21 protein-coding genes, 1 tRNA gene and 1 riboswitch are annotated in these 23415 nt (G+C 48.8%); of the genes, 5 read left to right on the top strand and 17 right to left on the bottom strand.

Going from position 1 to position 23415, the window contains the following annotated elements; genetic code table 11:
* Positions 1-165 precede the first annotated feature (165 nt).
* The 5 genes from argS to HMPREF1091_RS03215 all read right to left on the bottom strand — a co-directional run bounded on the left by argS (position 166) and on the right by HMPREF1091_RS03215 (position 5484).
* Positions 166-2010, bottom strand: coding sequence for an arginine--tRNA ligase (argS, locus tag HMPREF1091_RS03235; protein WP_002563406.1), 1845 nt, complete (start codon positions 2008-2010; stop codon positions 166-168).
* A 225-nt stretch (positions 2011-2235) separates the two neighbouring features.
* Entirely contained in the window at positions 2236-3717 is a 1482-nt protein-coding gene (locus tag HMPREF1091_RS03230) for a nicotinate phosphoribosyltransferase (protein WP_002563405.1), read from the bottom strand.
* A 79-nt stretch (positions 3718-3796) separates the two neighbouring features.
* Entirely contained in the window at positions 3797-4096 is a 300-nt protein-coding gene (locus tag HMPREF1091_RS03225) for a hypothetical protein (RefSeq protein WP_002563404.1), read from the bottom strand.
* Between the two features lie 48 nt (positions 4097-4144).
* Positions 4145-5158, bottom strand: coding sequence for a 4Fe-4S cluster-binding domain-containing protein (locus HMPREF1091_RS03220; protein ID WP_196792750.1), 1014 nt, complete (start codon positions 5156-5158; stop codon positions 4145-4147).
* Positions 5159-5408: 250 nt separating this feature from the next.
* Positions 5409-5484 (bottom strand) — tRNA-Ala (locus HMPREF1091_RS03215).
* 383 nt (positions 5485-5867) lie between these two features.
* On the opposite strand from HMPREF1091_RS03215, the gene HMPREF1091_RS03210 reads away from it, so the two are divergent.
* Together HMPREF1091_RS03210 and HMPREF1091_RS03205 are read left to right on the top strand one after the other, a co-directional pair.
* Complete coding sequence (locus tag HMPREF1091_RS03210) at positions 5868-7958, top strand: glutamine synthetase III family protein (protein WP_002563402.1); 2091 nt, start codon at positions 5868-5870, stop codon at positions 7956-7958.
* Positions 7959-7979: 21 nt separating this feature from the next.
* Positions 7980-9395 (top strand): MATE family efflux transporter, encoded by a 1416-nt coding sequence (locus tag HMPREF1091_RS03205; protein WP_002563401.1) that lies wholly within the window; start codon positions 7980-7982, stop codon positions 9393-9395.
* A 26-nt stretch (positions 9396-9421) separates the two neighbouring features.
* On the opposite strand, the gene HMPREF1091_RS03200 is transcribed toward HMPREF1091_RS03205, so the two are convergent.
* Positions 9422-10015: a manganese efflux pump MntP gene (locus tag HMPREF1091_RS03200; RefSeq protein WP_002563400.1), complete on the bottom strand. Its 594-nt coding sequence runs from the start codon at positions 10013-10015 to the stop codon at positions 9422-9424.
* Positions 10016-10202: 187 nt separating this feature from the next.
* Between HMPREF1091_RS03200 and HMPREF1091_RS03195 the strand changes: the two genes are divergently transcribed.
* Positions 10203-11060 (top strand): hypothetical protein, encoded by an 858-nt coding sequence (locus HMPREF1091_RS03195; protein ID WP_002563399.1) that lies wholly within the window; start codon positions 10203-10205, stop codon positions 11058-11060.
* Positions 11061-11673: 613 nt separating this feature from the next.
* Here HMPREF1091_RS03195 and HMPREF1091_RS03190 read toward each other — a convergent pair.
* The 9 genes from HMPREF1091_RS03190 to HMPREF1091_RS03150 all read right to left on the bottom strand — a co-directional run bounded on the left by HMPREF1091_RS03190 (position 11674) and on the right by HMPREF1091_RS03150 (position 19362).
* Entirely contained in the window at positions 11674-12453 is a 780-nt protein-coding gene (locus HMPREF1091_RS03190; protein ID WP_002563398.1) for an ABC transporter ATP-binding protein, read from the bottom strand.
* Entirely contained in the window at positions 12453-13505 is a 1053-nt protein-coding gene (locus HMPREF1091_RS03185; RefSeq protein ID WP_002563397.1) for an ABC transporter substrate-binding protein, read from the bottom strand. The genes HMPREF1091_RS03190 and HMPREF1091_RS03185 overlap by 1 nt, the downstream gene beginning before the upstream one ends.
* Complete coding sequence (locus HMPREF1091_RS03180; protein WP_002563396.1) at positions 13492-14316, bottom strand: ABC transporter permease; 825 nt, start codon at positions 14314-14316, stop codon at positions 13492-13494. Before HMPREF1091_RS03180 ends, HMPREF1091_RS03185 begins: the two co-directional genes overlap by 14 nt.
* A 38-nt stretch (positions 14317-14354) precedes the next feature.
* Positions 14355-14467, bottom strand: a riboswitch (TPP riboswitch).
* 60 nt (positions 14468-14527) lie between these two features.
* Positions 14528-15274 carry a type 1 glutamine amidotransferase gene (locus HMPREF1091_RS03175; RefSeq protein WP_002563395.1) on the bottom strand — a complete coding sequence of 249 codons (747 nt, stop codon included), beginning with the start codon at positions 15272-15274 and terminating at the stop codon, positions 14528-14530.
* Positions 15271-16617 carry a Mur ligase family protein gene (locus HMPREF1091_RS03170; RefSeq protein ID WP_021736281.1) on the bottom strand — a complete coding sequence of 449 codons (1347 nt, stop codon included), beginning with the start codon at positions 16615-16617 and terminating at the stop codon, positions 15271-15273. The genes HMPREF1091_RS03175 and HMPREF1091_RS03170 overlap by 4 nt, the downstream gene beginning before the upstream one ends.
* Positions 16618-16666: 49 nt before the next feature.
* Positions 16667-17245: an Asp23/Gls24 family envelope stress response protein gene (locus tag HMPREF1091_RS03165; RefSeq protein WP_002563393.1), complete on the bottom strand. Its 579-nt coding sequence runs from the start codon at positions 17243-17245 to the stop codon at positions 16667-16669.
* 15 nt (positions 17246-17260) lie between these two features.
* Complete coding sequence (locus HMPREF1091_RS08000; protein ID WP_002563392.1) at positions 17261-17656, bottom strand: DUF2273 domain-containing protein; 396 nt, start codon at positions 17654-17656, stop codon at positions 17261-17263.
* Positions 17656-18387, bottom strand: a complete 732-nt coding sequence (amaP, locus tag HMPREF1091_RS03155) for an alkaline shock response membrane anchor protein AmaP (protein WP_002563391.1) — start codon at positions 18385-18387, stop codon at positions 17656-17658. The genes HMPREF1091_RS08000 and amaP overlap by 1 nt, the downstream gene beginning before the upstream one ends.
* Positions 18388-18561: 174 nt before the next feature.
* Positions 18562-19362, bottom strand: coding sequence for a YebC/PmpR family DNA-binding transcriptional regulator (locus HMPREF1091_RS03150; protein WP_021736236.1), 801 nt, complete (start codon positions 19360-19362; stop codon positions 18562-18564).
* A 240-nt stretch (positions 19363-19602) separates the two neighbouring features.
* Between HMPREF1091_RS03150 and HMPREF1091_RS03145 the strand changes: the two genes are divergently transcribed.
* Together HMPREF1091_RS03145 and HMPREF1091_RS03140 are read left to right on the top strand one after the other, a co-directional pair.
* Positions 19603-21051 (top strand): cation:proton antiporter, encoded by a 1449-nt coding sequence (locus tag HMPREF1091_RS03145; protein WP_002563389.1) that lies wholly within the window; start codon positions 19603-19605, stop codon positions 21049-21051.
* Positions 21052-21115: 64 nt separating this feature from the next.
* A complete protein-coding gene (locus HMPREF1091_RS03140; protein WP_002563388.1) occupies positions 21116-21553 on the top strand; it encodes a hypothetical protein in 438 nt (145 codons plus the stop codon).
* A 3-nt stretch (positions 21554-21556) separates the two neighbouring features.
* Here HMPREF1091_RS03140 and HMPREF1091_RS03135 read toward each other — a convergent pair whose 3' ends face one another.
* Together HMPREF1091_RS03135 and HMPREF1091_RS03130 are read right to left on the bottom strand one after the other, a co-directional pair.
* Positions 21557-22414 (bottom strand): hypothetical protein, encoded by an 858-nt coding sequence (locus tag HMPREF1091_RS03135; protein WP_002563387.1) that lies wholly within the window; start codon positions 22412-22414, stop codon positions 21557-21559.
* Between the two features lie 17 nt (positions 22415-22431).
* Positions 22432-23382 (bottom strand): PQQ-binding-like beta-propeller repeat protein, encoded by a 951-nt coding sequence (locus tag HMPREF1091_RS03130; RefSeq protein ID WP_002563386.1) that lies wholly within the window; start codon positions 23380-23382, stop codon positions 22432-22434.
* Positions 23383-23415 lie beyond the last annotated feature (33 nt).

Below are 23415 nucleotides of genomic sequence, written 5' to 3'. Positions count from 1 at the left end.
TCAGGGAGTATATCATACAAGTAATAACAAACCTGAAGAAAAACCTCCGTAACAAATAAATTGTACGGAGGTTTGTATAAAACACTCTTACAGCAGTACTCTCAGCAAACAGCTGCAAGTACCCGCGGGCACAAAATGCGCTGGTACGCCCTTGCTAGTAAGCCCTTACATCTTAATGGGCGCAGAAACACCAATCATTTTAAGGTTAAGAGCTAAAACACAACGTACAGCATCGCAGGCAGCCAAACGTGCACGAGACAGATCTGCATCTACAGGACGACCGTCAGAAGGAAGTACCTGGCAGTTGTTGTAGAACGCATGGAAGTCACTTGCAAGTTCTTCAAGATAGTGCGTTAAACGGAAAGGCGCGCGGTCACGTGCTGCAGAAGCAATCATGTCACTCATGGAGCCAAGCTTACGTGCAATCTGAAGCTCGGTGGGATCCGTAAGCAGCGAGAGGTCGTACGTCTCGCCAATTGCTTGAGCAGCCACGGCATCCATGCCCATCTCTTCTGCCTGAACATCATCTACGCCAGCAGCGCGGCGCAAAATGGAGCAAATACGAGCATGTGCATACTGCACATAGAACACAGGGTTGGACGCATTGCGTTGCTTTACGGCTTCAATATCAAAATCAATGGTTTGGTTAGAGGACCTCGATACCAAGGTGTAACGAGTTGCATCTACACCTACCTCATCCAGCAGCTCCTGGAAGGTTACCATGGTGCCCTTACGCTTAGACATGCGAACCGGCTTGCCGTTGCGCAACAGGTTTACAAACTGACCAAGATCTACCTCAAATTTACCAGGATAACCCAGAGCATCGCAGGCATTCCTTACACGAGCAATGTAGCCATGGTGGTCTGCACCCCATAGGTCGATGGAATAATCCTGGCGCTGGAACTTATCCCAGTGATAAGCAACGTCGGAAGCAAAGTAGGTATACTCGCCATTGGACTTGATAAGAACACGATCCTTATCGTCACCAAAAGTGGTAGAGCGGAACCATAATGCACCGTCATCGGTGGTGTACAGGTGTCCCATCTTGTCCAAACGAGCAAAGGCGCGGTCTACAGGAGATGTGCCGGACTCATCCTTAACATACAGGCTGCGCTCCGAGAACCACAGGTCAAGGTCACAACGAGCCTGGTGGGTGGTGTTCTTAATACGTTGCAACATTGCTTGGTACGCGCGCTCGCGGAACTCATCTCCGCGGGTCTTCTCGTCAACGTTTGCCCACTTGTCACCATCTGCTTCATAGAATTCCAGGGCGATCTCAATGATATAGTCGCCACCATAGGAATTGCCGCCCAAGATCTCATTGAATGCATCCATGTAGGGATGGGTTTCCGGAGCCTCATCCAGATCATCTGCTACATAGGCCTCACGATCGGAAAGCAGCAGTTGATACGCGTCTTGAGCGCTCAGGCCCTTCTCGCGGATAATCTGAACAAGCTGCATGTAACGCGTGGCAACGGAGCCACCAAAGACGTCCATCTGACTGCCGTGGTCATTGATATAGTACTCACGGAAGACGTCATAATTTGCGTGCTCCATCACATTGCACATGGAATCGCCCAGCGCTACCCAGCGACCATGGCCCACATGCAAAGGACCGGTGGGATTAGCAGAGATGAACTCGTAATTGACCTTGAGACCGTCACCTACGTTGGCACGACCAAAATCCTCACCCTGCTCGCGAACGGCACGAATAATCTCATTGTTTGCAGCGGCACTCAGATAAAAGTTAATAAAGCCAGGACCAGCTACCTCTACCTTTGCAATGGCGGGGTGGGCAGGCATGTGATCAACGATTGCTTGGGCAATCTTTGCGGGAGCCATACGAGCAAGACGAGCAGATCGAAGAGCAACGGTGGAAGTCCACTCACCATGATCGGTATCAGCTGGACGCTCAACACCACAATCCTCTACGGTAAATTCAGGCAAGTCTGATGCCTGCTGAGCAGCAGCAATGGCTTGCTTTACCAGCTCTTCAATAGTCTCGGGCATAAGTCACTCCTTGATCGATAGCATTTTGCATATTTGTCATGCAATGTTGCAATTTCTAGCAGTCTAGCAAAGCTCATACAACAATTTTTAGTACATTTACGTGCTTAATAAAAACTACGTGTGTATAGGTATATGGTATCTAAGTTTACTCAATCTGAAAAACGTATGTGACGTGCGTGAAATGAACCTTCATTCCACCTACCAATTTACACCTGCCAAAAACCTTTATCGTCGGCCAGACCGGGCACGTTCTTCCCTACTTAGGTCCTCACGCAGCTTGGCCAACCCCTCTTCCATACCCACAGGATAGGTTTGGGGATTTAGAAAACGCTTGGTAGCAGGGTCAAGTCGCATGAGCGCATCATGGCAACGCCGCCGCGATTCTTCCAGAGTAGCTGTGCCTGCAACACACACGCCCTTCTCGACATAGTGCTCGAGAAGCTCAACGGGAGTATACGCGGAAAAATCATAGCTGGTATATGGATCTAACACGTCAACAGCCCTGGTTGTGTCAGAAGCAACGTATGCGTCATCCACAATCATGTCCCCCATAGGACAGCCGCTATCATCATAAAAGCGCAGGATATGCTGCACTCCTGGAATGGTGCGCTTATACGCCTGCTCGGACAACTTCATGGTGGGCGTCCAACTTGTTTGGCCAGGCTTGCGCGTAGCATTGAGTTTGTACACACCACCCAAGGAAGGCTGGGGGTCGCAGGTTGCAAGCTTGGTTCCCACGCCAAAAGAATCAATGGGAGCACCTTGAGCAAACAAAGACTGAATGGTGTGCTCATCCAGATCATTGGAAACAGAGATTTTTACAGAGGGAAGGCCCGCCTCATCAAAGGCTTGACGTGCGTATTTGGAAAGTTTAGCAAGGTCTCCTGAGTCAATACGGATGGCGCTTAAGTGCTCGCCTACCGCCTCCATCTCATGCGCAACCGTAATAGCATTTTGGATACCCTTGTAGACATCATAGGTATCTACCAGCAAGACGCAGTTTTTGGGACTGGACTTGGCAAAGGCCCTAAAGGCCTCCAGCTCAGAAGGAAACGCCATAACCCACGAATGTGCATGGGTGCCAAACACGGGAATGCCGTAAATCTTTCCTGCAAGCACGTTGGACGTAGAGCCTGCACCGCCCACAAAAGAGGCGCGAGCAACAGCCAATCCACCGTCAGGACCTTGGGCACGGCGCAAACCAAAATCAGACACAGCATTGCCTTGAGCTGCTTGTACCACACGTGCAGTTTTAGTTGCCACCAGTGTTTGAAAATTAACAAGGTTGAGCAGGGCGGTTTCTATAAGCTGGCAATCAATAGCAGGGCCTTCCACGCGAATCATAGGTTCACGCGGAAAGACAATCTCCCCCTCTGGAACAGCCCATACCGAGACACGAATTTTAAAATCGCGAAGGTATTGCAAAAACTTAGTGGTAAACATCTTGCCGCCACCAGGCGCATCAAGTGAAGCAAGGTATGCAAGAGCATCCTCTTCAAAGACAAAGTTTTTTACTAGGTCTGCAATTTGACCCGCACCACAAGAAACTGCATAGCCACCATGAAAGGGATTCTCGCGAAAGAACACCGTAAAGCACGCCTGTGTGTCACCAAGACCCGACTCAAAAAAGCCCTGAGCCATGGTGAGCTCATACAGATCCGTATTAAGAGCAATGTCAGAAGGCTTTGTGCGATCGGTTAAAGACATGTCTTTCTCCTTACCGCTTAATGCAATGGTTTTACCTGCACGTACTCACAACGCAGGCACTACGTCAGATACTCTGCACTTAATGGCGCAGGTAATAATAGATGGCACAGCAAATGACAATCACAGCCAATACACCAAGCACAAGCTTTTGTGCAAAGGGCATGTGCAAATCTTCATCTGGCTCCATCGCACGACGATTAACCTCACGAATGTGAGTGATACGCGCATCCTCTTGAGCCTGACGCTGCGCTTTTTGTTGAGCTTCTCGCAAGGCTTCCAACTCTGCACGCGCCTGAGCATTTTGACGAGCTGCTGCTTGAGCGCGAAGTGCTTCCAACTCGGCGCGTTCAGAATCAGTTAGAGCGTCATCATTTGACATGGTTTCTCCTTAGCCCGCCTATCAAGGGTTGTATAGACTATAGCCCTTTTAGCGCTCCTGGCGAGAAGAATAGGCCAAAAAGCTGCTAAGTTCTGGACCATCTACACCTGTAGCATCAAATTCTGGCACAAAACTCTCTGACACCGTACCACCCTGTTGCCACCACATACGCTCAAAGCCAAGGTCATCTGCGTGGTCAAGCACCAGCTCATACTCCTCATTGGTAAGTGCACGAGCCAGATTGCCACCAGCAGCTCGACAATGTGCATTGGGGGTGTACTGGTTCATGACAGAAATATCTATGTCGTTGCCTGCAAGCTCCCAGAGCTTATCGAGAACAGCGCACGAATCATCGGTGTGTCCTGGAAGCACCAGATGGCGCACGATAATACCTGTGGTAAGTGAGCCGTCCTCATCCGTTACGCGCGTTCCATGCTGGCGTACCTGATTGAGCATCTCTTCTAAAGCTGCTGCAGCAACCTGAGGGTAATCTTGAGCACCAGATAACGTACCCGCAAGCATATTTGAAGCATATTTAAAGTCTGGCAGCCATACATCTACAACATCGCCCATAGCGCGAACCGTACTAGCCAGCTCGTAGCCCGAGGTATTACACACAATAGGTAAGCTCAGCCCAGCGTCACGAGCCATTAGTACCGCATCATGCACCTGAGGGGCATAGTGTAGCGCCGTAACAAGATTAATGTTGAGCGCGCCTTGTTCTTGCAGTTCCAGCATCATGGCAGCAAGACGTTGAGTGGTAACCTCGTGGCCAAAATTGCCCTGCGAGATTTGCTGGTTTTGACAAAACACACAGCGCAAAGGACAGCTTGAGAAGAAAATAGCCCCTGAACCCACCTCACCTGAAATAGGTGGCTCCTCCCAAAAATGCAGAGCACTTCTTGCTATCCGCAAGGTGGCGTTAGCACCGCAAAGACCACGTTTGCCTGCCACTCGGTTTGCGCCACAGTTTCGTGGGCACAAATGACAAGATTCGTATGAATGAGAAAATGCTTGCAAAGAGTTTTCTCCCCAACGTTGTTGTGTACTTAAACGCACCATGTGTGCTGTCGTGCGTTTGGGTGCACTTTTATGTGTTGCAGCATATACCAATGTGTATTTTTATACGCTGCTGCACATGTAAGTGCGCTCTTCAGTATAGATTTAAACAGTTGATACCACACAGACTAAATATTTGACAAAGCACTCTCCTACAAACCAAGAGAGCTGATGTCTTTTGTCCTAGCACTTCAAGAGACTTATCCATACCGTATTTGCACAGGTACATGAGCTAATTTATCTAAAAAATAAATGGTGGAGATGAAGGGGATCGAACCCTCGGCCTCGGCGTTGCGAACGCCGCGCTCTCCCAACTGAGCTACATCCCCATTTCGGTGAAACGCTTTGCAGTAAGCAGCAAGCAACTGCCAAGCAAGCAAAACTTTACAGCAGGCAAAGACTTATAAACGCGAATGCCATTATCACTCTCACACTCTGTGCTGTCAAACCAGTACGAAAAAATCTTGCGAACACAACCAGAGAGCTATAAAAGAAGCGCTAAGAGACCGCATGAAGAGCGCAGAGAAAAATGTAGAGAAGCTGCATTTTTTCTTTCGTGGTTATCGTCTAGAAATATTACTTAGATACTTTAGGGATGCAACAATCACATGCACATATTCATACAGCCGTGCCATACTTTTTGCTGTGCGTTTTGCAATAATAAACCACGGTTGTACATAAGCAAAACTTTGCAAGGGAAAGTGGGTTTCATATGCTTAAAAACAGGGTCTCGGAAGAGTTTGGCAGTCTTGTATTTAGCGATGTTGTAATGCAGGAACGTCTTCCTAAGCCTACGTATAAAGCGCTTTCCAAGGTTATCCACGAAGGTCGTGCCCTTGACCTGGACATTGCAAATGAAGTAGCACATGCCATGAAGGAATGGGCACTAGAAAAAGGTGCAACCCACTACACCCATTGGTTCCAACCGCTCACCGGCATTACGTCCGAGAAGCACGACAGCTTTCTTACACCCAAGCGCGATGGTACAACCCTCATGACCTTCTCGGGAAAAGAACTCATTCAAGGTGAGCCCGATGCATCGAGCTTTCCCTCCGGTGGCTTGCGTGCCACCTTTGAAGCCCGCGGATACACTGCTTGGGATCCCGGTAGCCCTGTCTTTATTAAAGATGAGGTTTTGTGTATCCCTACCGCGTTTATCTCCTACACGGGAGAAGCACTGGACAAAAAAACTCCGCTTTTGCGCTCTATGGTTGTCCTAGACAAACAGGCTAAACGTGCGCTTGCCCTGTTTGGCAAAAATCCTGTTCGCATAGCTACCACAGTTGGTCCCGAGCAGGAATACTTCCTCATCCGTGAGGATGACTTTGCTGCTCGTCCCGATTTGATTATGACGGGTCGCACCCTTTTTGGTTGTGCTCCCGTTAAGGGCCAGGAGCTGGAAGAGCACTATTTTGGTGCTATCCGTCCTACCGTCAATGAATTTATGAAAGAGCTGGATGACGAGCTGTGGAAGCTGGCCATCCCTGCACGGACCAAGCATAATGAGGTTGCCCCTTGCCAGCATGAGCTTGCTCCTATTTTTGAAGAGGGCTCTGTTGCTGTCGATAATAACCTGCTCACCATGGAAAAGATGCGCCTGCTTGCCTCTCACCATAACTTGGTATGCCTACAGCATGAGCGTCCCTTTGAATACGTAAATGGCTCTGGCAAGCATGACAACTGGTCCATGACTGCAGACGGTAAGAACCTGCTCGATCCTTCCGATAACCCCGAAGAAAATCTGCAGTTCCTCGTATTCCTTACCTGCGTCATTGCCGCAGTAGATAAGCATGCAGACCTATTGCGCGCCAGCGTTGCTTCTGCTGGCAATGACCATCGTCTAGGTGCTAATGAAGCTCCTCCTGCTATCATCTCCATCTTCTTGGGCGATGATCTTTCTGGCATTGTGAGTGGCATCATCCATGGTGAAAGCCTTAGCTCTGCCAATCGCACCAAGATGGATTTGGGAGTGCCTCAGCTAGCAGACATTACCCAAGACACTACAGACCGCAACCGTACGAGTGCATTTGCCTTTACCGGTAATAAGTTTGAATTCCGCATGTGCGGAAGCCAACAAAATATCTCTGATTCCAATACGGTACTCAACACTGCTGTAGCAGAACAACTGGACAAATTTGCCACTGATTTAGCCCATGCTACCCAAGATGATTTTGTTACTCAAACCATGGCTTGGATTAAGCAAAGCCTTACGGAGCATCAGCGCGTTATTTTTGATGGCAACGGCTATTCCGATGAGTGGACGCAGGAAGCTCAGCGTCGCGGCTTGCCCAACTACCCCACCACACCTGATGCGCTTCCCTGCTTAATTACACAAGACAACATTGATTTCTTTGCTCAATATGGCGTGCTTAATGAGTCTGAGCTGCGCGCTCGCTACGTTTCCTATGCAGAGCAATACGCCAAGCTTATCAATATTGAAGCTAATACCATGAGTTATATGGTGCGCCACATGTATCTTCCCGCCCTTATCGACTACTCTGGTGACATTGCCGCCGGTGTAGCCACTAAGATGGATCTGGGTCTTAAAGCGCGTGCCGAGAAGGACATGATTGTGCGCCTCACTGATGGCATTGATCTTATCTACGACGCTGTGGATGAGCTGGAGCAGCTCAATGCCCAAGCTGGTGCCATTTCCAACGTTGCCGAACAAGACAACGCCTACCGCGACACCGTTTTGCCCGCTATGAGCAGGCTGCGCGATGCGGTGGACACCATGGAGCAACTTTGCAGTCATGACTTCTGGCCTGTTCCTTCTTACAACAAGATGCTCTTTTACATCTAAGATTGCAGGTATGTAGCAGGCATGGCACAGGCTGTTGAGAATAACGAGCATCACGTATCGGAAGAAGCGCAAGTAGAAACGCTTGACGTAACGTCGGGCGTTATCTGGAAGCAGCTCCTACAACTGTATATCCCCATCTTCCTGAGCGCCTTTATGCAGCAGCTTTACACCCTTATGAACACGTGGATTGTGGGGCAGTTTGCTGGCAAAGCTGCTGTTGGCGGCATACAGGTAACCCAAGCACTCACCGATTTAGCCGTTGGTTTTGCTGTGGGTGTTGGTGCTGGCTGTGCCGTTATTGTAGGTCAGTATTTTGGTGCTCATGACGATACCCGCCTGTCGGCTTCTGTACACACGGCCATTGGTATTTCTGTTGTGGGTGGCGTGTTATTCTCTGTTGTAGGCGTGCTCTGCGTTGGACCCGTATTGCACATCATGGGTACTCCAGAGCATCTTATGCCCGATGCATTACTGTATGGACATTGGTATTTTGGTGCGCTGGTTTTCTCGCTCATATATAACATGGGCTCTGGTCTTATGCGCGCTATTGGCGATTCTCGTACCCCATCCATTATTTTAGGAATTGCGCTGGCATGCAACCTGATTTTAGATCTGATTTTTGTTGCGGGATTGAACCTTGCCACCCTAGGAGCTGGTATTGCAACGGCCCTTGCCTATATTGTGGCTGCTTCTTTGGTGCTCTATAAGCTATCTCATGCACATGGCCCCTGGCAAGTAAACCTGAAACGTATTCGCATTGATCGTAAGATCGCACGCATTATGTTGGTTACGGGCTTGCCCTTGGGCGTACAGTCTGCCGCGTATTCCATTTCTAATATCATTGCGCAAACTGCTGTTAATTCTTTTGGCGCAGATGCCGTAACGGGCTGGGGGCTATCTGCTCGTGTTGATGGCATTATATGGCAAAGCGGCGATTCACTTGGTGTTGCCGTAACCACGTTTGCGGCACAAAACTTTGGTGCGCGCAAATATGACCGCATGCATTCAAGTCTTAAGGTTTCCATAGCTATGTCGCTGGCATTAGTGGGAGCCTTGTCTGCCCTGTTGTTTGTGTTTGTAGAGCCTATTAGCATGTTCTTTTTACCAGATGCCACAGTGGCAGAGTGGTCTGCGCTCATGGTTCGCTACATTGCCCCGTTTTATGTGGTCTATACCATTTCTTCTAACATCTCAGGCATTATTCGTGGTGCAGGTGAAAGCGTGCGACCCATGCTTATTACTCTGTTTGGCACCTGCATACTGCGTATTGCATGGCTACTCATGGTTGTTCCGGTGTTCCATAGCATGGAAACCATTTTGATGAGCTATCCCCTTACGTGGATTCTAACCACCGGCATTTACATTGTGTACTATCGCAGTGGCCGCTGGCTTACCGTTGCCCGTAAAAAAGAAGAAGCCCGTACATCGATTGCATAACTCAAAAGCCAGGGATACCTAACGGCTTAGAACACCAAGGCTTTGATGCCAATGCACAGCAGCACTATGCCGCCGACAATCTCTGCCTTATCACCCAAAAGCTTGCCAAACCTGCTTCCAATGGCAAGAGCAACCAGCGATAAGGAAAGCGTTGTACACCCAATAAGAGCTACCGTAGGTACAATAGCTACTTCCTGTGCACGCAAACTAATCCCAATAGCAAACGCATCAAGCGCAGTAGCAATCGCCTGGAACACAATGGTTTTATAGGTCAGGCTACACGCAGGATGCTGGGAGTCGGTTGTTACACAGGCAGTAATTGCATTAGCATCTATACCACGATATAGTGCCATGACACCTTCTCGCACCATGTTGCCCCCAATAATTCCCAGCATGATGAAGGTAACAACGCCGGCATACATCGTAATTATCTGAGCAAAAGCTCCGCTCAAAAAATAACCTAACAGGGGCATGAGCACCTGGAATACACCAAAAGCAACGGGCAATACCAACATTTTTGCTCGAGACTCATTCTGATACGCAAAGGTATCGGATAACGTAACAGCAAAAGCATCGGCAGAAAGCGCTGCACCTAAAAGTAAAATTTCAATAAGGTGCAAGATCTCTCCTTTATCCTCTCCAAAAATAGGATAGAGATTGTAGCACAAGCTCTTTATTCTGTGCACCAATCAAACCGAACAAAAGCAAACGCTGCAGACATAATTACAGGCTTTGCCAACAGAGTATACAAACGACCTTCACACGCAAGCCGTATACTCTGGCTTCTGTCAATGCATTGGAGATGTTATGCCAAACGCTTTGCAAGACAAGCAAACCACTCCCACACGTCGTCGTGTGTTTGAAGATTTTTCCGTCGCACAGATTATTGCGTCCGTGCTTTCCACCCTCACTTCTGCCCTGCTCTCCTCAAAGATTGGCTTGATAGGCGGCTTAGTAGGAGCCGCGGTAGGAGCTGCAGTAGCTGCGGCCGCATATCAAATTTTTAAGGGTCTTCTCAATGCCAGTGCCGATAAAATCCGTGAAGTTGCACCGGATTGGGTAGACGCAGCAACTCCTTCCACCCCAGACACGGCAGGTGAATCACCGGCTGCGTCTGTGACTCCCTCGACTACCGCTGAAATCATACAGTCTGGTGGTCGCGTTGCTCCTGACTATTATCGACAGCTTCAAGCAGAACAAGCACGTAAACGCCGTTGGGCGCTCGTTGCAACAAGTGCAGCCGCAGTGCTGGCCGTAGCAATCACAGCCTTTGCTATTAATGTTCTTTCTGCTGGTCAAGGCATTGGCACCCGTCTAACCCTTGTGCCTACAGCACAAAATGAACAGGCCACCACTTCAGACACATCTACCAACAAGCACAGCACAGACACCAGCTCTGCCCAGACCACTACCAATACCGATACCAACTCCACCAGCACCAGTGAAAGCACGCAATCTAATAGCGACACTGCAGGTGAGAGCACTAGCAACACATCAGAAGATACCAAGACCAACACAAACAACTCTACGAAAGACAGCACCGATAATACAAATAAGTCTACGGAAGAGTCATCGGATACTGGCAGTTCCTCTCATTCATCGAGCTCGGACACCACTTCTAAAAGCAACAAAGATGATACAAGTTCTACCGCTACACAGCAGTAGAGCACTTGACTGAAATATAGGCATAAAAATAAACAAGCTAATGAGGAAAACGAACAAACCTGGAATTCTAAGTCTGTTTGTTGTGCAAAAATAACGATATACGTTCATCAGAAGAACCTATATCCTACATGTCGGATGTGATGCCAAATGTTACACACTCTTAAGAAGCTATATTATTCAAGCTCATACAAGTACATCTGGTATGCCTCACTTGTTATGAGAGGGCTTTTTATCCTGTATGTCCTGGCAGGAGTACAAAAGATTTTTTCATTACCGTCACAGCTTTTCAATTTACAGAGTACCTTACTTATGTGTGCCTTACTTCTTATTACACTCCTCATACCATACCCAGGACTTAAAGGAGTAGCTCTCCATAGAGCACTACGACAATCAGTGGTTTTGGTTGTAATGGCTTTTGTCATGATTCTTCTCACCTTGTTTTTTGGTCAAAAAATATTACCGTAAGTGCAACAAAACAGTAAGTACAACAAGCAGGCTTGGAATTCCAAACCTGCTTGTTTTTGATGTATGTCCAAAACAACAAAGCGGTGCACTTCTCACAGCTAGTCCAAGCTCCTATAGCTGTTGTTTGTAACTCCAGTCTCTACAGCAGCTATAGCTGCGCCAATAACTGAGCTTTATAGTCCAAAAATTGCTGAGACAACTCAAACTTCTCGTCAGACGGGCGCTTAATCGGTAGTTCAAAACTAATGGTAGAAGGCTCGCCTTCATTCGCATGCAATACATACACTCGATCCGCCAAAGAGATGGCCTCATCAACGTCGTGTGTGATTATCAATGATGCCAACTGTAGCTCACGAGATACCTGTCTATACCAATCACGCAGCTCAACACGGGTAAGTGCATCCAAAGCCGAGAAAGGCTCATCTAAAAGCACTACCTGATTGCCCATAACATAGGTACGCAAAAACGCTGCTCGCTGACGCATGCCACCAGAAAGTTGACTCGGCCACTTATCTTCACAGCCCTCAAGACCAAACTTGCAGAATAAATCTACCACCTGCTGGCGCGCTTCTTGGGGGCTTTTGCCTGCAATAACCAGTGGCAAGCTAACATTATCAATCACGCGCTTGCTGGGTATAAGTAAGTCCTTTTGTAGCATATAGCTGACCGCACCCGGTTGGTTTGTACAGTCGTGACCTTGCACCACTACCCGGCCTGCCGTTGGCTGTGTGAGTCCCGCCAACGCGTGGAGCAAGGTAGTTTTACCACAACCAGACCGGCCAATAATACACACGAGCTCGCCCACAAACAATTTGAGGGATACCTTGTGCACCACCTCAGTATGTTCCCAGCTCAGTGTGAGCTCCTTTGCTTCAAGCGCAGGCTGCCCATCCATCTGGTCTTGTATAAGCGTGCCAGCGTCACTCACTATTTACCAGCCTCAAGATAGTCCATGGTCCAACCAGAGTTAACATCCAATTTATTTTCTACCAAGTTGTTATCGTTGAGCCAACCAAAGTAACGAGACCACCGTGTAGAGTCGATAACGCCCCAGCTTGAAGCATCCTTTTGATACTCGCCAGCCAAGAATTGTGCACTGGCACGCACGAGCTTCTCGTCAAGCTCGGGAACGGCTTTGAGCAAAATGGACGCCGCGTCATCAGGGTTGGAAATGGCAAACTCATAGCCCTTCTTCACGGCGCGCAAGAACGCTTTGGCCTGATCTGCATGGTCCTTGAGGTAATCATTGTTTGATACAAAAATAGGCGTGTAGTAATCAAACACCTGATCCATGGAGACAAACGAGAAGTAATTGACATCGTAATCCTGGATCTGAGCGTTCTGATACGCCCAGCCCTCATACACCCACACGGTATCAAACATGTTTGCTTTAAGACCAGCAACCTCATCGTCCGTCTCGTAGGGAACCATCTTGACCTTGGAGAAGTCTCCACCGTCAGCGGTAACCACCTGCTTAATGGTTGCCTGTTCAACCGGGATATTCCAAGTTGCATAGGTATGATTTTCCATACCCTTGGCAGAGGTAATACCATCCTCGGCACGACTCATAATACCCGAGGTATTGTGCTGGATAATAGCCGCAATAGCGGTAAGGGGAAACGGCTCTGCCTGTGAAAGAGAGCTTGCCAGATAATCCTGGTATGAAACTCCCAGTTGAGCTTGGCCAGAACCAACCATAGCCTCACACGAGTTTTCTGCCGGCTGAACAATCTCTACTTCAAGACCTTCATCTGCAAAGAAATTCTTAGACTGCGCCACATAAATACCCGTGTGATTGGTGTTGGGCGTATAATCCAAGCACAGCGTTACCTTGGTAAGCTCTTTGGGCTTATCGGCATTGGTACCAGATTTAGAACCACAGCCAGCAAGACCCATAGCCGCTACAGCAAGTGAGGCACCTGCTGTGGCAATAAAGGACTTACGCGAAATAGTGGTTTTACTCACATCAAACTTGGTCATGAACAGCACCTTTCTTCTTAGCTGTCTGTTGTTTCCAAGGCATAGCCGCGCGCTCCAGCGCTCGGATTACACCCATAAGTACCAGCGAAATAGCAGAAATAACAAAAATTGCCGCAAACATACGGTCGTACGAGAATGACTTACGTACTCGCGTCATATACACGCCCAAACCAGAAATACCGCCAAGCCATTCTGCAATAACAGCACCTACAATGGCATAGGCACCGGCTATAGAAAGCCCCGCAAAAAACTGTTCTGCAGCAGCAGGCAATTTGACATGTATAAAAATTTGCCAGCGGGAAGCATGCATCACGCGCATAAGATCAATCATATCTGGATCTACAGAACGCAAGCCCGCCAGCAAAGAGACAAGAACAGGGAAAAAAGTAGTAAGCGCTACAAGCACAATTTTTGGTAACAAGCCATATCCCAGCCACAACACCAAAAGCGGTGCAATAGCAATGGTTGGAATGGTTTGAGAAATGGTCACTAAGGGCTCAAAGGCCAGATAAAAACCCTCAAAGCGATCCATTAAAATGGCAAAGGCACTACCTATTGCTGTTCCAATAACAAGACCGATAAGCGCCTCTATAAGCGTGGTTTGGGTGTGCATGGCAAGCAGAGCTGCTTCTTTACCCAATGCTCCCAACACCTGCAGCGGCGTAGGAAGCAAGTAATTTGGTACGAAACCACACACAACAATGAGCTGCCAAATAAGCAATACTCCCGCCAAAGACAGCGTTGGGTACAGCGTCTTTTTATACTTTTGCTGCTGCCACCGCCGCTTATGTTGCTTATGCTCGCAAGCCATATAAAAAATCCTTCCGCCATGCGAAAGGATGCAATAGATTGCTCTAGCTGCTTTATCCCTACGCTGGCATTATCCAGATCAGGTTTGAAGGTCAAACGGGTGGACCGTTCCTCTCAGCCGCGCCATACTCGCAGCTCCCTTTTTATGTACTTTATTATAGCGCGTTTGTGGGTTTGTAAAGCAAGGTGAGCAAGGTTTTTAACAGTAGCGCTTACGCTTCCTGGACCTCACCAGAAAGCAGCCGATCTACCATAGTGCTGTTAGCTAAAAGCTCAACAGCATCATCCAGCGGCTCTAACGTGCTTTGCCCCCAAGCACGCTCTTGTGCGCGAGCAATTGCATGGTCTGCAATGCCAGGATTTTTGGGCAGCAAGGGTCCATGAATATACGTACCGATAACGTTTTTATACAGCGCGCCTTCGTACCCTGTAATCCCATCATTGCCGTGCCCATACAAGACTTTGCCAAACGGCGTAACATCTGCACCAAGATGCGTACGACCAGCATGGTTTTCATATCCCACAACCTTATGCGTACATAGAGAGCTTTCCACCACAATATTGCCAATCAGGCGCGGGTCCCCATGGTCTGTATACAAATCCACAAGAGACAAACCTTGGACCTTCTCGTCCCCCATAAGATAGCTATGGCCTAAAAGTTGATATCCGCCGCATACCGCCATAAGCACGCCGCCGTCTTCTACAAACGAGCGCAGCTCACTACCAACAGCCAGGAGCTTATCGCACACAATTTTTTGCTCGCGATCCGACCCACCGCCGATAAAAGCAATGTCTACATCGGCAAAAGACGGTGTGTCCCCCAGATGCACCTCGCGCATGTGCACCTGAATACCGCGCCATTCCATACGCTTTTTAAGGCACAGCATGTTGCCAGAATCACCGTAAAGGTTAAGTAGTTCGGGAAAGAGGTGTGCAACAACAAGTGGTTTGGAACTCATATGCGCTCCCCCATCTTCTCCAGCTCGGCTTTTGCAGGCCACAATGCAGAGTAGTTAGTGAGTACATACGCAGGCTGTTGGGGATTACTTGAGGCAATCTCACTCATAAAATCTTGCACGTTTTCGGTCAAATGAGCCTGAATACCTGCGTATTTAAGCCTTAGCTGAACATCATGAGCGCGCAAGCCACTGCAGTAAAGTGTGGCGCAGTTTGCTTGTGCAAGACGCTCAAAATCCACGTCCCAAATCCAAGAAATATCTTTGCCATCGTTAAAGTTATCATTGATGGCGATAAACACATGCTTAGCGCGTTCATCTGCTGCCAGCAGAGAAAGATTCTGATTAAAGCCCGTAGGATTCTTAGCTAAGTTAAGCGTCACTTTCCTGCCGTCAACCATAAAGCGTTGCAAGCGCCCATTTTGCGGATGATAGCCATCAAGCACCTTTTGAAACGTTGCTGCATCTACCCCAGCAAAGCTTGCGGCCGCATAGGCAGCAAGAAGGTTATATACCATGTAAACGCCACCAAAATTGGCATGCACCTCATGCGAGACGCCTGTAGCTGTAGTAACGGTAAAACGTATTCCTTCTCGGCCTGCATGAACCTTGGTTGCCACAAAATCCAGTTGAAGGCGTGCAAAATCCCCTTTGGGACATGCAAAGTTACCCAGCTGTGCATAGCTGCGATACGAATACTGTAGCTCCTCACCGCATACCTGACAAAACTTAGCCTCGGGCACCCGATCCTGCGGTAGATGAAGATCCTCTCCAATACCAAAACTCACAACCTTGATCCCCTGTTGTTGTGCACGCAGGGCAACACCCATACTCAAAGGATCATCACCACAAACAATAAGCGTGGTATGAGGAGAAGAGACAAGTGCTTGTACCAGCACCTCTTGAATATGATCGATCTCTCCCGCCCGATCCAGCTGATCACGAAACAGGTTGAGAAGCACCAAATATGCAGGTTGTAGCTGTGGCAAAATATGTATTGTGGACAGTTCATCTGCCTCTAACACAGCCCAATGGGCTGCTGCTGTTGGTAACAATGCTGCAGCAACCCCGGCGGCCATATTGGCGCCAGCACGGTTACACAGCACCTGTTTACCGGACGCCTCTATGGCAGCTGCCACAATATTATTGCTTGTAGTTTTACCATTAGTGCCGCATACCACAATTGAGCCTTCAGAAAGCTTAGTGGACAGACCTGCAATAACCTGCGGATCGAGGCTCAGCGATACCCTACCGGGCAGCTGGGAAGCATTGCTGTGGGCTATGCTCCGTAAGCCCCACGACACAAGCCTTCCTGCTGTAGCGGCAGCTTTGGTGCGGATATTCATACAGTACAACTTTCGTTATAGCGTGCGTTTGGCATAGCTTGAGGGGTTCCTAGTCTTGGGGTTTCTCGCCAGACTCGGAGGCGGCGGCGGCAAGCTTCGCGGCATCCTCGCGCTTATCGGCCTCAAACTCATCTGCCGTCAGAACGTCTTCTATGCGCAGATTAACGCCAGCAACCTCAAGGCCTGTCATACCAGTTATTTGCTTAACCACAACCTTTTTGACGTCCTCAAACACCTGAGGAGCATATACGCCATACTCTATGAGTACCGCAATGTTTACGCGCACCGCGTTGTCCGGTGTAACCTCTACCGTAACGCCGCGCGTAGGACTGACAGCACCAAAGGTTTCATATACGCGATTAACCCAGCCGCCGCGCATGCCCAAAACACCATCCACATCGCGCACGGCAAGCGCCACGATCTTCTCGATAACCCCATTGGAGAAGGTAAGGGAATCCTCACTGTCTAGATCCTCGTCAAAGGGCTCAGGCTCTGTGCCAGGAGCGTCTTCTGGGGCGGCATCCTCAGATGCAACAGAAACGGATGTACCGTACTCTTCTGCCTCAGAGGTGGTAGAGGCCGGAGCTGCCTTAGCTTCGAGCTTGTCATTGTTTTGAGTAGTGGTCATATACCTGCTGCCTTTCTAGCGATGATTACGAGAAGAAAAGAGATCTTTGAGGGTTCTTTTTACCGTGTTAATGATGGTTGGATTGCCGTCCAAACTTTGTCCAAACGCGTAACCTGACACAACAAAGATGATGAGCAAAAGCGAACGCCAAAAGCCAATCACAATAAACGCAAGGGCAGCTACCAAACCAAGGCAGGCAAACAAAATAGCATTGCTTTTACCAGGAAAAGTTTTGCCCAGCCACGTTGTTGCCTTACGTGCCGCATCTTGAGCAGCATCCTTGACACCTGGCTGTGCCTGATTTGCCGTGGAGGTATCCGCAGAGCTCTGAGTGGCATGAGCACTGGAATTTGTATCGATCTGTGGATTAGGCGTTTTGTGCGACTGTGAGTCATTGTGTTGCGTTGCCATTAGTTGCCCTCCTCAGTCGTTGTGGTGCCGGACCCCTGTGCTGTAGACGTAGGGATATACACGATTTGATCATAGCTGGAACGACGCGATGCCTTGCTTGCAGTGGAACTATCCAGCGTGGCATCAAAATCGTCTGGGTTATCAAGATCCGCGGCAGCAGCAGCATCTGTGTCCTTCTCGGCCTGTGTCTGGTTGTCCTTCTCGACAAGAACCGTAGCTTGTTTGGCGTCAATATAGCTTAGGTGCACGCTTCCTAGCTGCTCTTTTCCGCACAACAGCGCAAGATTGGTAGTAAGCTGCTCCATGAGCTCGGGGCCACGCGTCACAATATCCATAGAGGCAAACGGCTCAACCTTTACAAACACGTCTACCTTGTTATTGCGGTTGATCTGCACATAGACATCACGCGCCTGTGCGTCTCCTGCCGCCATCACAATATGAGCCGCCTGAGATGCAATGGCCTCCCGAGAAACCGTAATGTCACCCTCATCAGTCTGAGCAACAAGCAACGTGGTGGTTGCACGACCGGTACACGCAACAATAAAGCTAACTAACAGCCCAATTATCGTAAGCGTTGCAAGTACCAAAAGTGCATATACATACTCAGGAATGAGCACCAGTGCACGCATTTGCTCTGCCCACGGACTTGCATGGGTAAGTGCAGCAAGCGCAAACAGCAAAAGACCAGCTAGCGAGTATACAAAGAGACAAAATCTTTTAAATGAGCTCATTACCACTCCCTTCGGATTTTATATCTAAAGGATACCCTTTAGCTTGGACATTACTAAGCCGTGTGCACGATATGTACACGATATGCGTGCGATATATACGAGATATACAAAAACGCCTCGGTCAATGGTTGTTGCCAACCTGCGACCGAGGCGCATACGTCATAGCTTGGTTACTTATTCTTCCTCAGCAAGAGCCTCTGCAATTTCATCTGTGATATTCATGGTGCTGTACACGTTTTGTACGTCATCCAGCTCTTCAAGACGATCAATCAGGCGCTGAACCTTCTTTGCGTCAGACACAGAAACATCGGTTGGTGTGGTGGGAACCATGGTAAGCTCGCTACCCTTTACCTCAATGCCTTGAGCCTCAAGAGCCTTCTGGACGTCCTGCATCTTGTCATAGGCAGTGTACACAATCCACTGCTCGCCAGCGTCCTCGTAGTCATCTCCCTCAGCCTCGGCAACCGCCATCATGAACTCGTCCTCGTCCACGGCGTTTTCCTTATTGGGAACCTTTTTGTCCTCGCTCACAATGATCTTATCGACAGCGATAGAACCTTTGCGCTCAAACTGGAATGCAACAGAGCCGGTGGTGCCCAAATTGCCGCCAGAGTGGCTAAACGAGGAGCGAACATCTGCAGCTGTACGGTTACGATTATCCGTAAGGCACTCTACATATACTGCTACGCCCGCAGGACCATAGCCTTCATAGGAGATATTTTCATATACCGCAGCGTCTGCACCAGAGCCAAAGGCCTTATCGATAGCTGCCTTAATCTTAGCGTTTGGCATGGAAACCATGCGGGCACGCGCTACTGCAGCAGCAAGCGTAGCGTTATTATCCGGGTTGGGATCGCCACCGAGCTTAGCTGCAACGGTAATGTTACGGGAAAGCTTAGAGAAGAGCGAGGAACGTTTTGCGTCAATCGCAGCCTTCTTATGCTTTGTGGTAGCCCACTTAGAGTGTCCGGACATGCATGTCTCCTTACAATCAAACGAGTTTGCCTCTGTATACGACAAACCACCATACGCATGAGCATAAAACTTACTAATACGAAACTCATTAACCTTGTACATATTACTCTTGTTATGGTCTGACGAGAAGTGCGGTTACTTATGTGCGAATAACCTACATCCTCCACGCGTCACACCTACAAAAGCGCATATGCACTAAACTAGGTACACCGTATACAAAAGGTTGAAAGTGGTCGCTGTATGACGATTAACCTACTTACTCTCTTTTTTATTTTATCAGGAGTGCTCCTTTCCTCATTTGTGGCAAGCCTTATCCCTGGTAGGCCAATCCCTGAGGTAGTCTTTTTTGTCTTTTTTGGTACCCTGTTTGGTCCGTATGGTCTGCAATTTATTCAAAATACCAGCGCTATTTCTTTGTTGTCTCGCCTTGGCTTGGGTTTTTTGTTTCTTATGGCTGGCTACGAGCTCAACCCGCAAGAACTTATTGGAAAACGTGGACGGCATGCAGCGCTTAGCTGGGCAGTTTCTCTTGGGGGTGCACTTATCGTCATCCCCTTGCTTAACTTAGGACTTTCCAAAACCAGTACCATAGCATTTGCTATTGCCCTTACTACCACGGCATACGGCACCCTCATACCCATTATCAATGAGCGTGGCATTGCCCAAACCAGCGTTGGTAAGGTCATAAAATCGTATGGCGCTATGGGTGAGCTGCTACCCGTTGTGATGATGACGCTTGCCCTTACTCCCAACCGCAGTCTGCTGCTCAACGTTGTAGTACTTATCCTCTTTACCGTGATATGTATTGTTATCACAGCCCAAGCAGACCGTGCTCGCCGCATAGGCAGCGCACTTTCTCGTTTCTTGCATGAAAACTCTGAAGCAGCTTCCCAACCTACCGTTCGTGCCATTGTGTTACTCATGGTAAGTCTTTTGTTGCTATCCCAATTCTTTGCACTCGATGCAGTTTTGGGAGCGTTTGCAGCTGGTTTTATTTTGCGCGGCATTGTTCCCGAAGATCACTCCATTACCACCCGCATTCAAACCATTGGCAACGGATTTTTTGTACCAATCTTCTTTGTCATTTCTGGCATTACCATTAACCCGGCTGCTATCATGAACAACCCGCAGCTCTTGTTCTTGTATATGTTTTTGCTGCTTATGGTGCGTGGACTGGTAATGGGCATCTCACTTACCCTCTTTCCAGAAACACGCGCGCTCTCTATTGGAGAGAAGTTCTCGGCATCGCTGTATTGCACCATGGCGCTTCCGCTTATCGTGGCACTCACCGAGTCCGCCGTCTCTTCAAACGCCATGACAGAAAGTATGGCTTCTGTACTAGTAGCTGCTGGTGCCCTTACCGTTTTAGTTATTCCACTCATTACTTCTGTTACCACAACCGTATTGGCCGCCAAGCCCATAGCGTCCATTCAAAAGGTTATCGAGCACCCCAGTGAGGCAGCACAGGTTTTGCACGAGCGCCAGGCTGCCATACGGGTGGAGCGCCGTCACTTTATGGAGGAGCGCTTGCGTGAGAAGCGCCGAGGGAGGCGTTTCTCGTCCACCGAATACTTGGCCCTTCCTCATCATATGGCTCTTCCCGACAAACAAGGCAGGATATCCCAACCGTTTACCCCAAAGCCCAAAACGCCGGGCGAAATTCACAATGATGAAGAGGAACAAAGCTAGCGGCTTTCATCAGTTATGCGGATAATACGAGTAGCAGCAGTACCTACCCAACCAAGGAGACATCATGATTTACGTAGGCAACTTTAGCTATAACGACAATACCGACGAAACTGATAATTATTGCCTCATTCCTTGCCTGGTTGTAGCCGACACAGTAGACGAAGCCTTGGATAAATTTGCATCTCAGCTCATTTCCCTGCATGAAGAAGGCACCATTGTGTCCGATGCGGACTATATCTACCTTGACTCTTTGGTGGAGCTGAGTGCTGAAGAGAGCAAACCCGTCATGCTGAGCTGGCAAAAGATTGCTGTTACAGAAAACGGCCTTTCCTCTATTTCTTCTGCCCTGCCCGCCTCCGATGAATCTGTTGGCTGTGCCTATACCTTTGTAGACGACGATGACGAGGACTTCCAAACCGAATTTGATGACCCCAACATTGATTTTGCGGATTTGGAAGAAGCTGACGAAGAGCCATTTTTGGATTTTACTCAGATGGATTAGTGCTTACGGTTTGGCAAATACAAACCACGCGAGCGCTGACAGTGTAACAACTCCAACGGCTCCAAGGGCAACTGCAGGCGTTATAGGAAAATCGCTTACAGGAACAAACAAGACTTGCTTATCTGCATCCTCAGCATCTGATGGTGCTGCATCTGCTAAGAGGTCTTGTATGGATGTAGCACTGTCTTCTTGCTGCTCTATGGGTGCTGGCTGAGCCTTGATTGCAGCATTATGTAGCAAGCTAACCATATCCCGTGGTTTGTTGAGCTGTGTACGAGTACCCGGAAAAGCATCTTCTGCTTGTGGATATGTTGACTTGGGCTCGATGGGATCCGTTGGGGATACATCAGGCTTTACGGGATCTGTAGGTTTTGGCGTGGGCTTGCTAGGATTGGTAGGATCCGATGGCCGAGGATCCGGTGGTCGAGAAGCACTCAGTTTTACCAAGAAACCAGACGTATCAAGATGGTACAAATTACCCTCGGGGTCATTGATGAGTGCTAACGGGCTGGTGTTTGCGCCAGCTTGCGCAGACGCCCAGAGCAGTTTGGCCGTATCATCACCCAATTTGTATACGTATACATTGCTGCCCGTTTTATAGCTTTGAGCGTGAGGATCAGCCTGTTTATCTGTATAAACAGTAAAATACGCATACACATCACTGCCCTGCTTAACAAGAAGCGCCGGTGTCGTAAAGCCATCTTGGGGAAGTGGACCTTCAGGAGTACTTGAGACCAGCTTGTCAGCCTCCATGGTACTCAGATCCACAACAGCCAACTGAGTTTCATGAGAAGCTCCAACGCCAGTAGCAACCGCAAGATTGCCGGTAATCGTTGGGGCAGAGGAAGCGTAAGCAAACACGCTCGATGAGAAATCGCTTAGCCCACCGTTCTTCTCGACAGTAGCCTATGTACCTGGCCGTCATATGAGGTATAGACGGCTTCTGTAGCATTCAGCGGTGTGAAATCGCTTGTGATGCCAGAGCCCGTATTGATACAAGACCCTACTACCTCACCCGTTTGCGGATCACAAACACAGATGGTGCCCCAGGTATCTGACCGTAGTATATACGCACCAAACTGAGGGATATCATTGCGATAAAAGCCAGCAGATCCTCCCGAAGAAATGGTCCATGCCAGAGCGCCCGTCTGTGCAAAAACCGCAGCCGACTCTCCACCAATAATCTGGCCAGCATCGTCATAGCAAACAGTACCAAAAGAAATAAGCGTCGTACCCACAAGCTTAATAAGACGCAGGCTCGTAGTTGTATGCGTACCAGAGGCAAACGTATTGGATGAAGTCCACAGCTTTTGTGGCTTGTGCATAGTAGACAAATCTACTGCCTGTACGCGACCATCTTGCAGGGCAATGTAGTAGGTATTGTTTACAAACAGGGGTCGCGCCTGGTGATCAATCACACCATCAAGCTCGAGGGAACTCACAACACGTCCCTCTTTGGACTTTGCGTCCACCACGTTAAGCGTATTGTTTGCAACTACCACCACGTAACCATTGATAAAAAGCGGCTCGCTCAATGCAGCGCCAGCAGGTGCCAGCTGCGTCTTCCACTGCACCGATACTAAAGACGTTGGTGTGGCAGCCTGCACCTCATGGCCGATGCCGTTGTACTGTATGACCTCTTTGGTATCAATCTGACTCAAGAACGGCTGTGCTGTTCCAACGCCACCGGGAGAAGCTGGAGAGGCAGCCCAAGCTACTACCACTAACGTAGGCATAAGTTGGTATGACAAAAGGACAGTTGTGAGTATCCAAGAAAGGCTTAGGAGCTTTACATATGTGTTATATATGTTGCGCAAGGTATAACTCATGCAGTCACAGTCCTCAAACGTTCACATAGCAAA

The organism is Atopobium minutum 10063974 (genome assembly GCF_000364325.1).
Classification (GTDB): domain Bacteria; phylum Actinomycetota; class Coriobacteriia; order Coriobacteriales; family Atopobiaceae; genus Atopobium; species Atopobium minutum.
This window is presented reverse-complemented; position numbering and strand designations above follow the sequence as displayed.

Excerpts from the sequence above, each read along its gene's own strand:
- argS (WP_002563406.1), bottom strand. The coding sequence starts at position 2,010 with ATGCCCGAGACTATTGAAGAGCTGGTAAAGCAAGCCATTGCTGCTGCT.
- HMPREF1091_RS03230 (WP_002563405.1), bottom strand. The coding sequence starts at position 3,717 with ATGTCTTTAACCGATCGCACAAAGCCTTCTGACATTGCTCTTAATACG.
- HMPREF1091_RS03225 (WP_002563404.1), bottom strand. The coding sequence starts at position 4,096 with ATGTCAAATGATGACGCTCTAACTGATTCTGAACGCGCCGAGTTGGAA.
- HMPREF1091_RS03220 (WP_196792750.1), bottom strand. The coding sequence starts at position 5,158 with ATGGTGCGTTTAAGTACACAACAACGTTGGGGAGAAAACTCTTTGCAA.
- HMPREF1091_RS03210 (WP_002563402.1), top strand. The coding sequence starts at position 5,868 with ATGCTTAAAAACAGGGTCTCGGAAGAGTTTGGCAGTCTTGTATTTAGC.
- HMPREF1091_RS03205 (WP_002563401.1), top strand. The coding sequence starts at position 7,980 with ATGGCACAGGCTGTTGAGAATAACGAGCATCACGTATCGGAAGAAGCG.
- HMPREF1091_RS03195 (WP_002563399.1), top strand. The coding sequence starts at position 10,203 with ATGCCAAACGCTTTGCAAGACAAGCAAACCACTCCCACACGTCGTCGT.
- HMPREF1091_RS03185 (WP_002563397.1), bottom strand. The coding sequence starts at position 13,505 with ATGACCAAGTTTGATGTGAGTAAAACCACTATTTCGCGTAAGTCCTTT.
- HMPREF1091_RS03180 (WP_002563396.1), bottom strand. The coding sequence starts at position 14,316 with ATGGCTTGCGAGCATAAGCAACATAAGCGGCGGTGGCAGCAGCAAAAG.
- HMPREF1091_RS03175 (WP_002563395.1), bottom strand. The coding sequence starts at position 15,274 with ATGAGTTCCAAACCACTTGTTGTTGCACACCTCTTTCCCGAACTACTT.
- HMPREF1091_RS03170 (WP_021736281.1), bottom strand. The coding sequence starts at position 16,617 with ATGAATATCCGCACCAAAGCTGCCGCTACAGCAGGAAGGCTTGTGTCG.
- HMPREF1091_RS03165 (WP_002563393.1), bottom strand. The coding sequence starts at position 17,245 with ATGACCACTACTCAAAACAATGACAAGCTCGAAGCTAAGGCAGCTCCG.
- HMPREF1091_RS08000 (WP_002563392.1), bottom strand. The coding sequence starts at position 17,656 with ATGGCAACGCAACACAATGACTCACAGTCGCACAAAACGCCTAATCCA.
- amaP (WP_002563391.1), bottom strand. The coding sequence starts at position 18,387 with ATGAGCTCATTTAAAAGATTTTGTCTCTTTGTATACTCGCTAGCTGGT.
- HMPREF1091_RS03150 (WP_021736236.1), bottom strand. The coding sequence starts at position 19,362 with ATGTCCGGACACTCTAAGTGGGCTACCACAAAGCATAAGAAGGCTGCG.
- HMPREF1091_RS03145 (WP_002563389.1), top strand. The coding sequence starts at position 19,603 with ATGACGATTAACCTACTTACTCTCTTTTTTATTTTATCAGGAGTGCTC.
- HMPREF1091_RS03140 (WP_002563388.1), top strand. The coding sequence starts at position 21,116 with ATGATTTACGTAGGCAACTTTAGCTATAACGACAATACCGACGAAACT.
- HMPREF1091_RS03130 (WP_002563386.1), bottom strand. The coding sequence starts at position 23,382 with ATGAGTTATACCTTGCGCAACATATATAACACATATGTAAAGCTCCTA.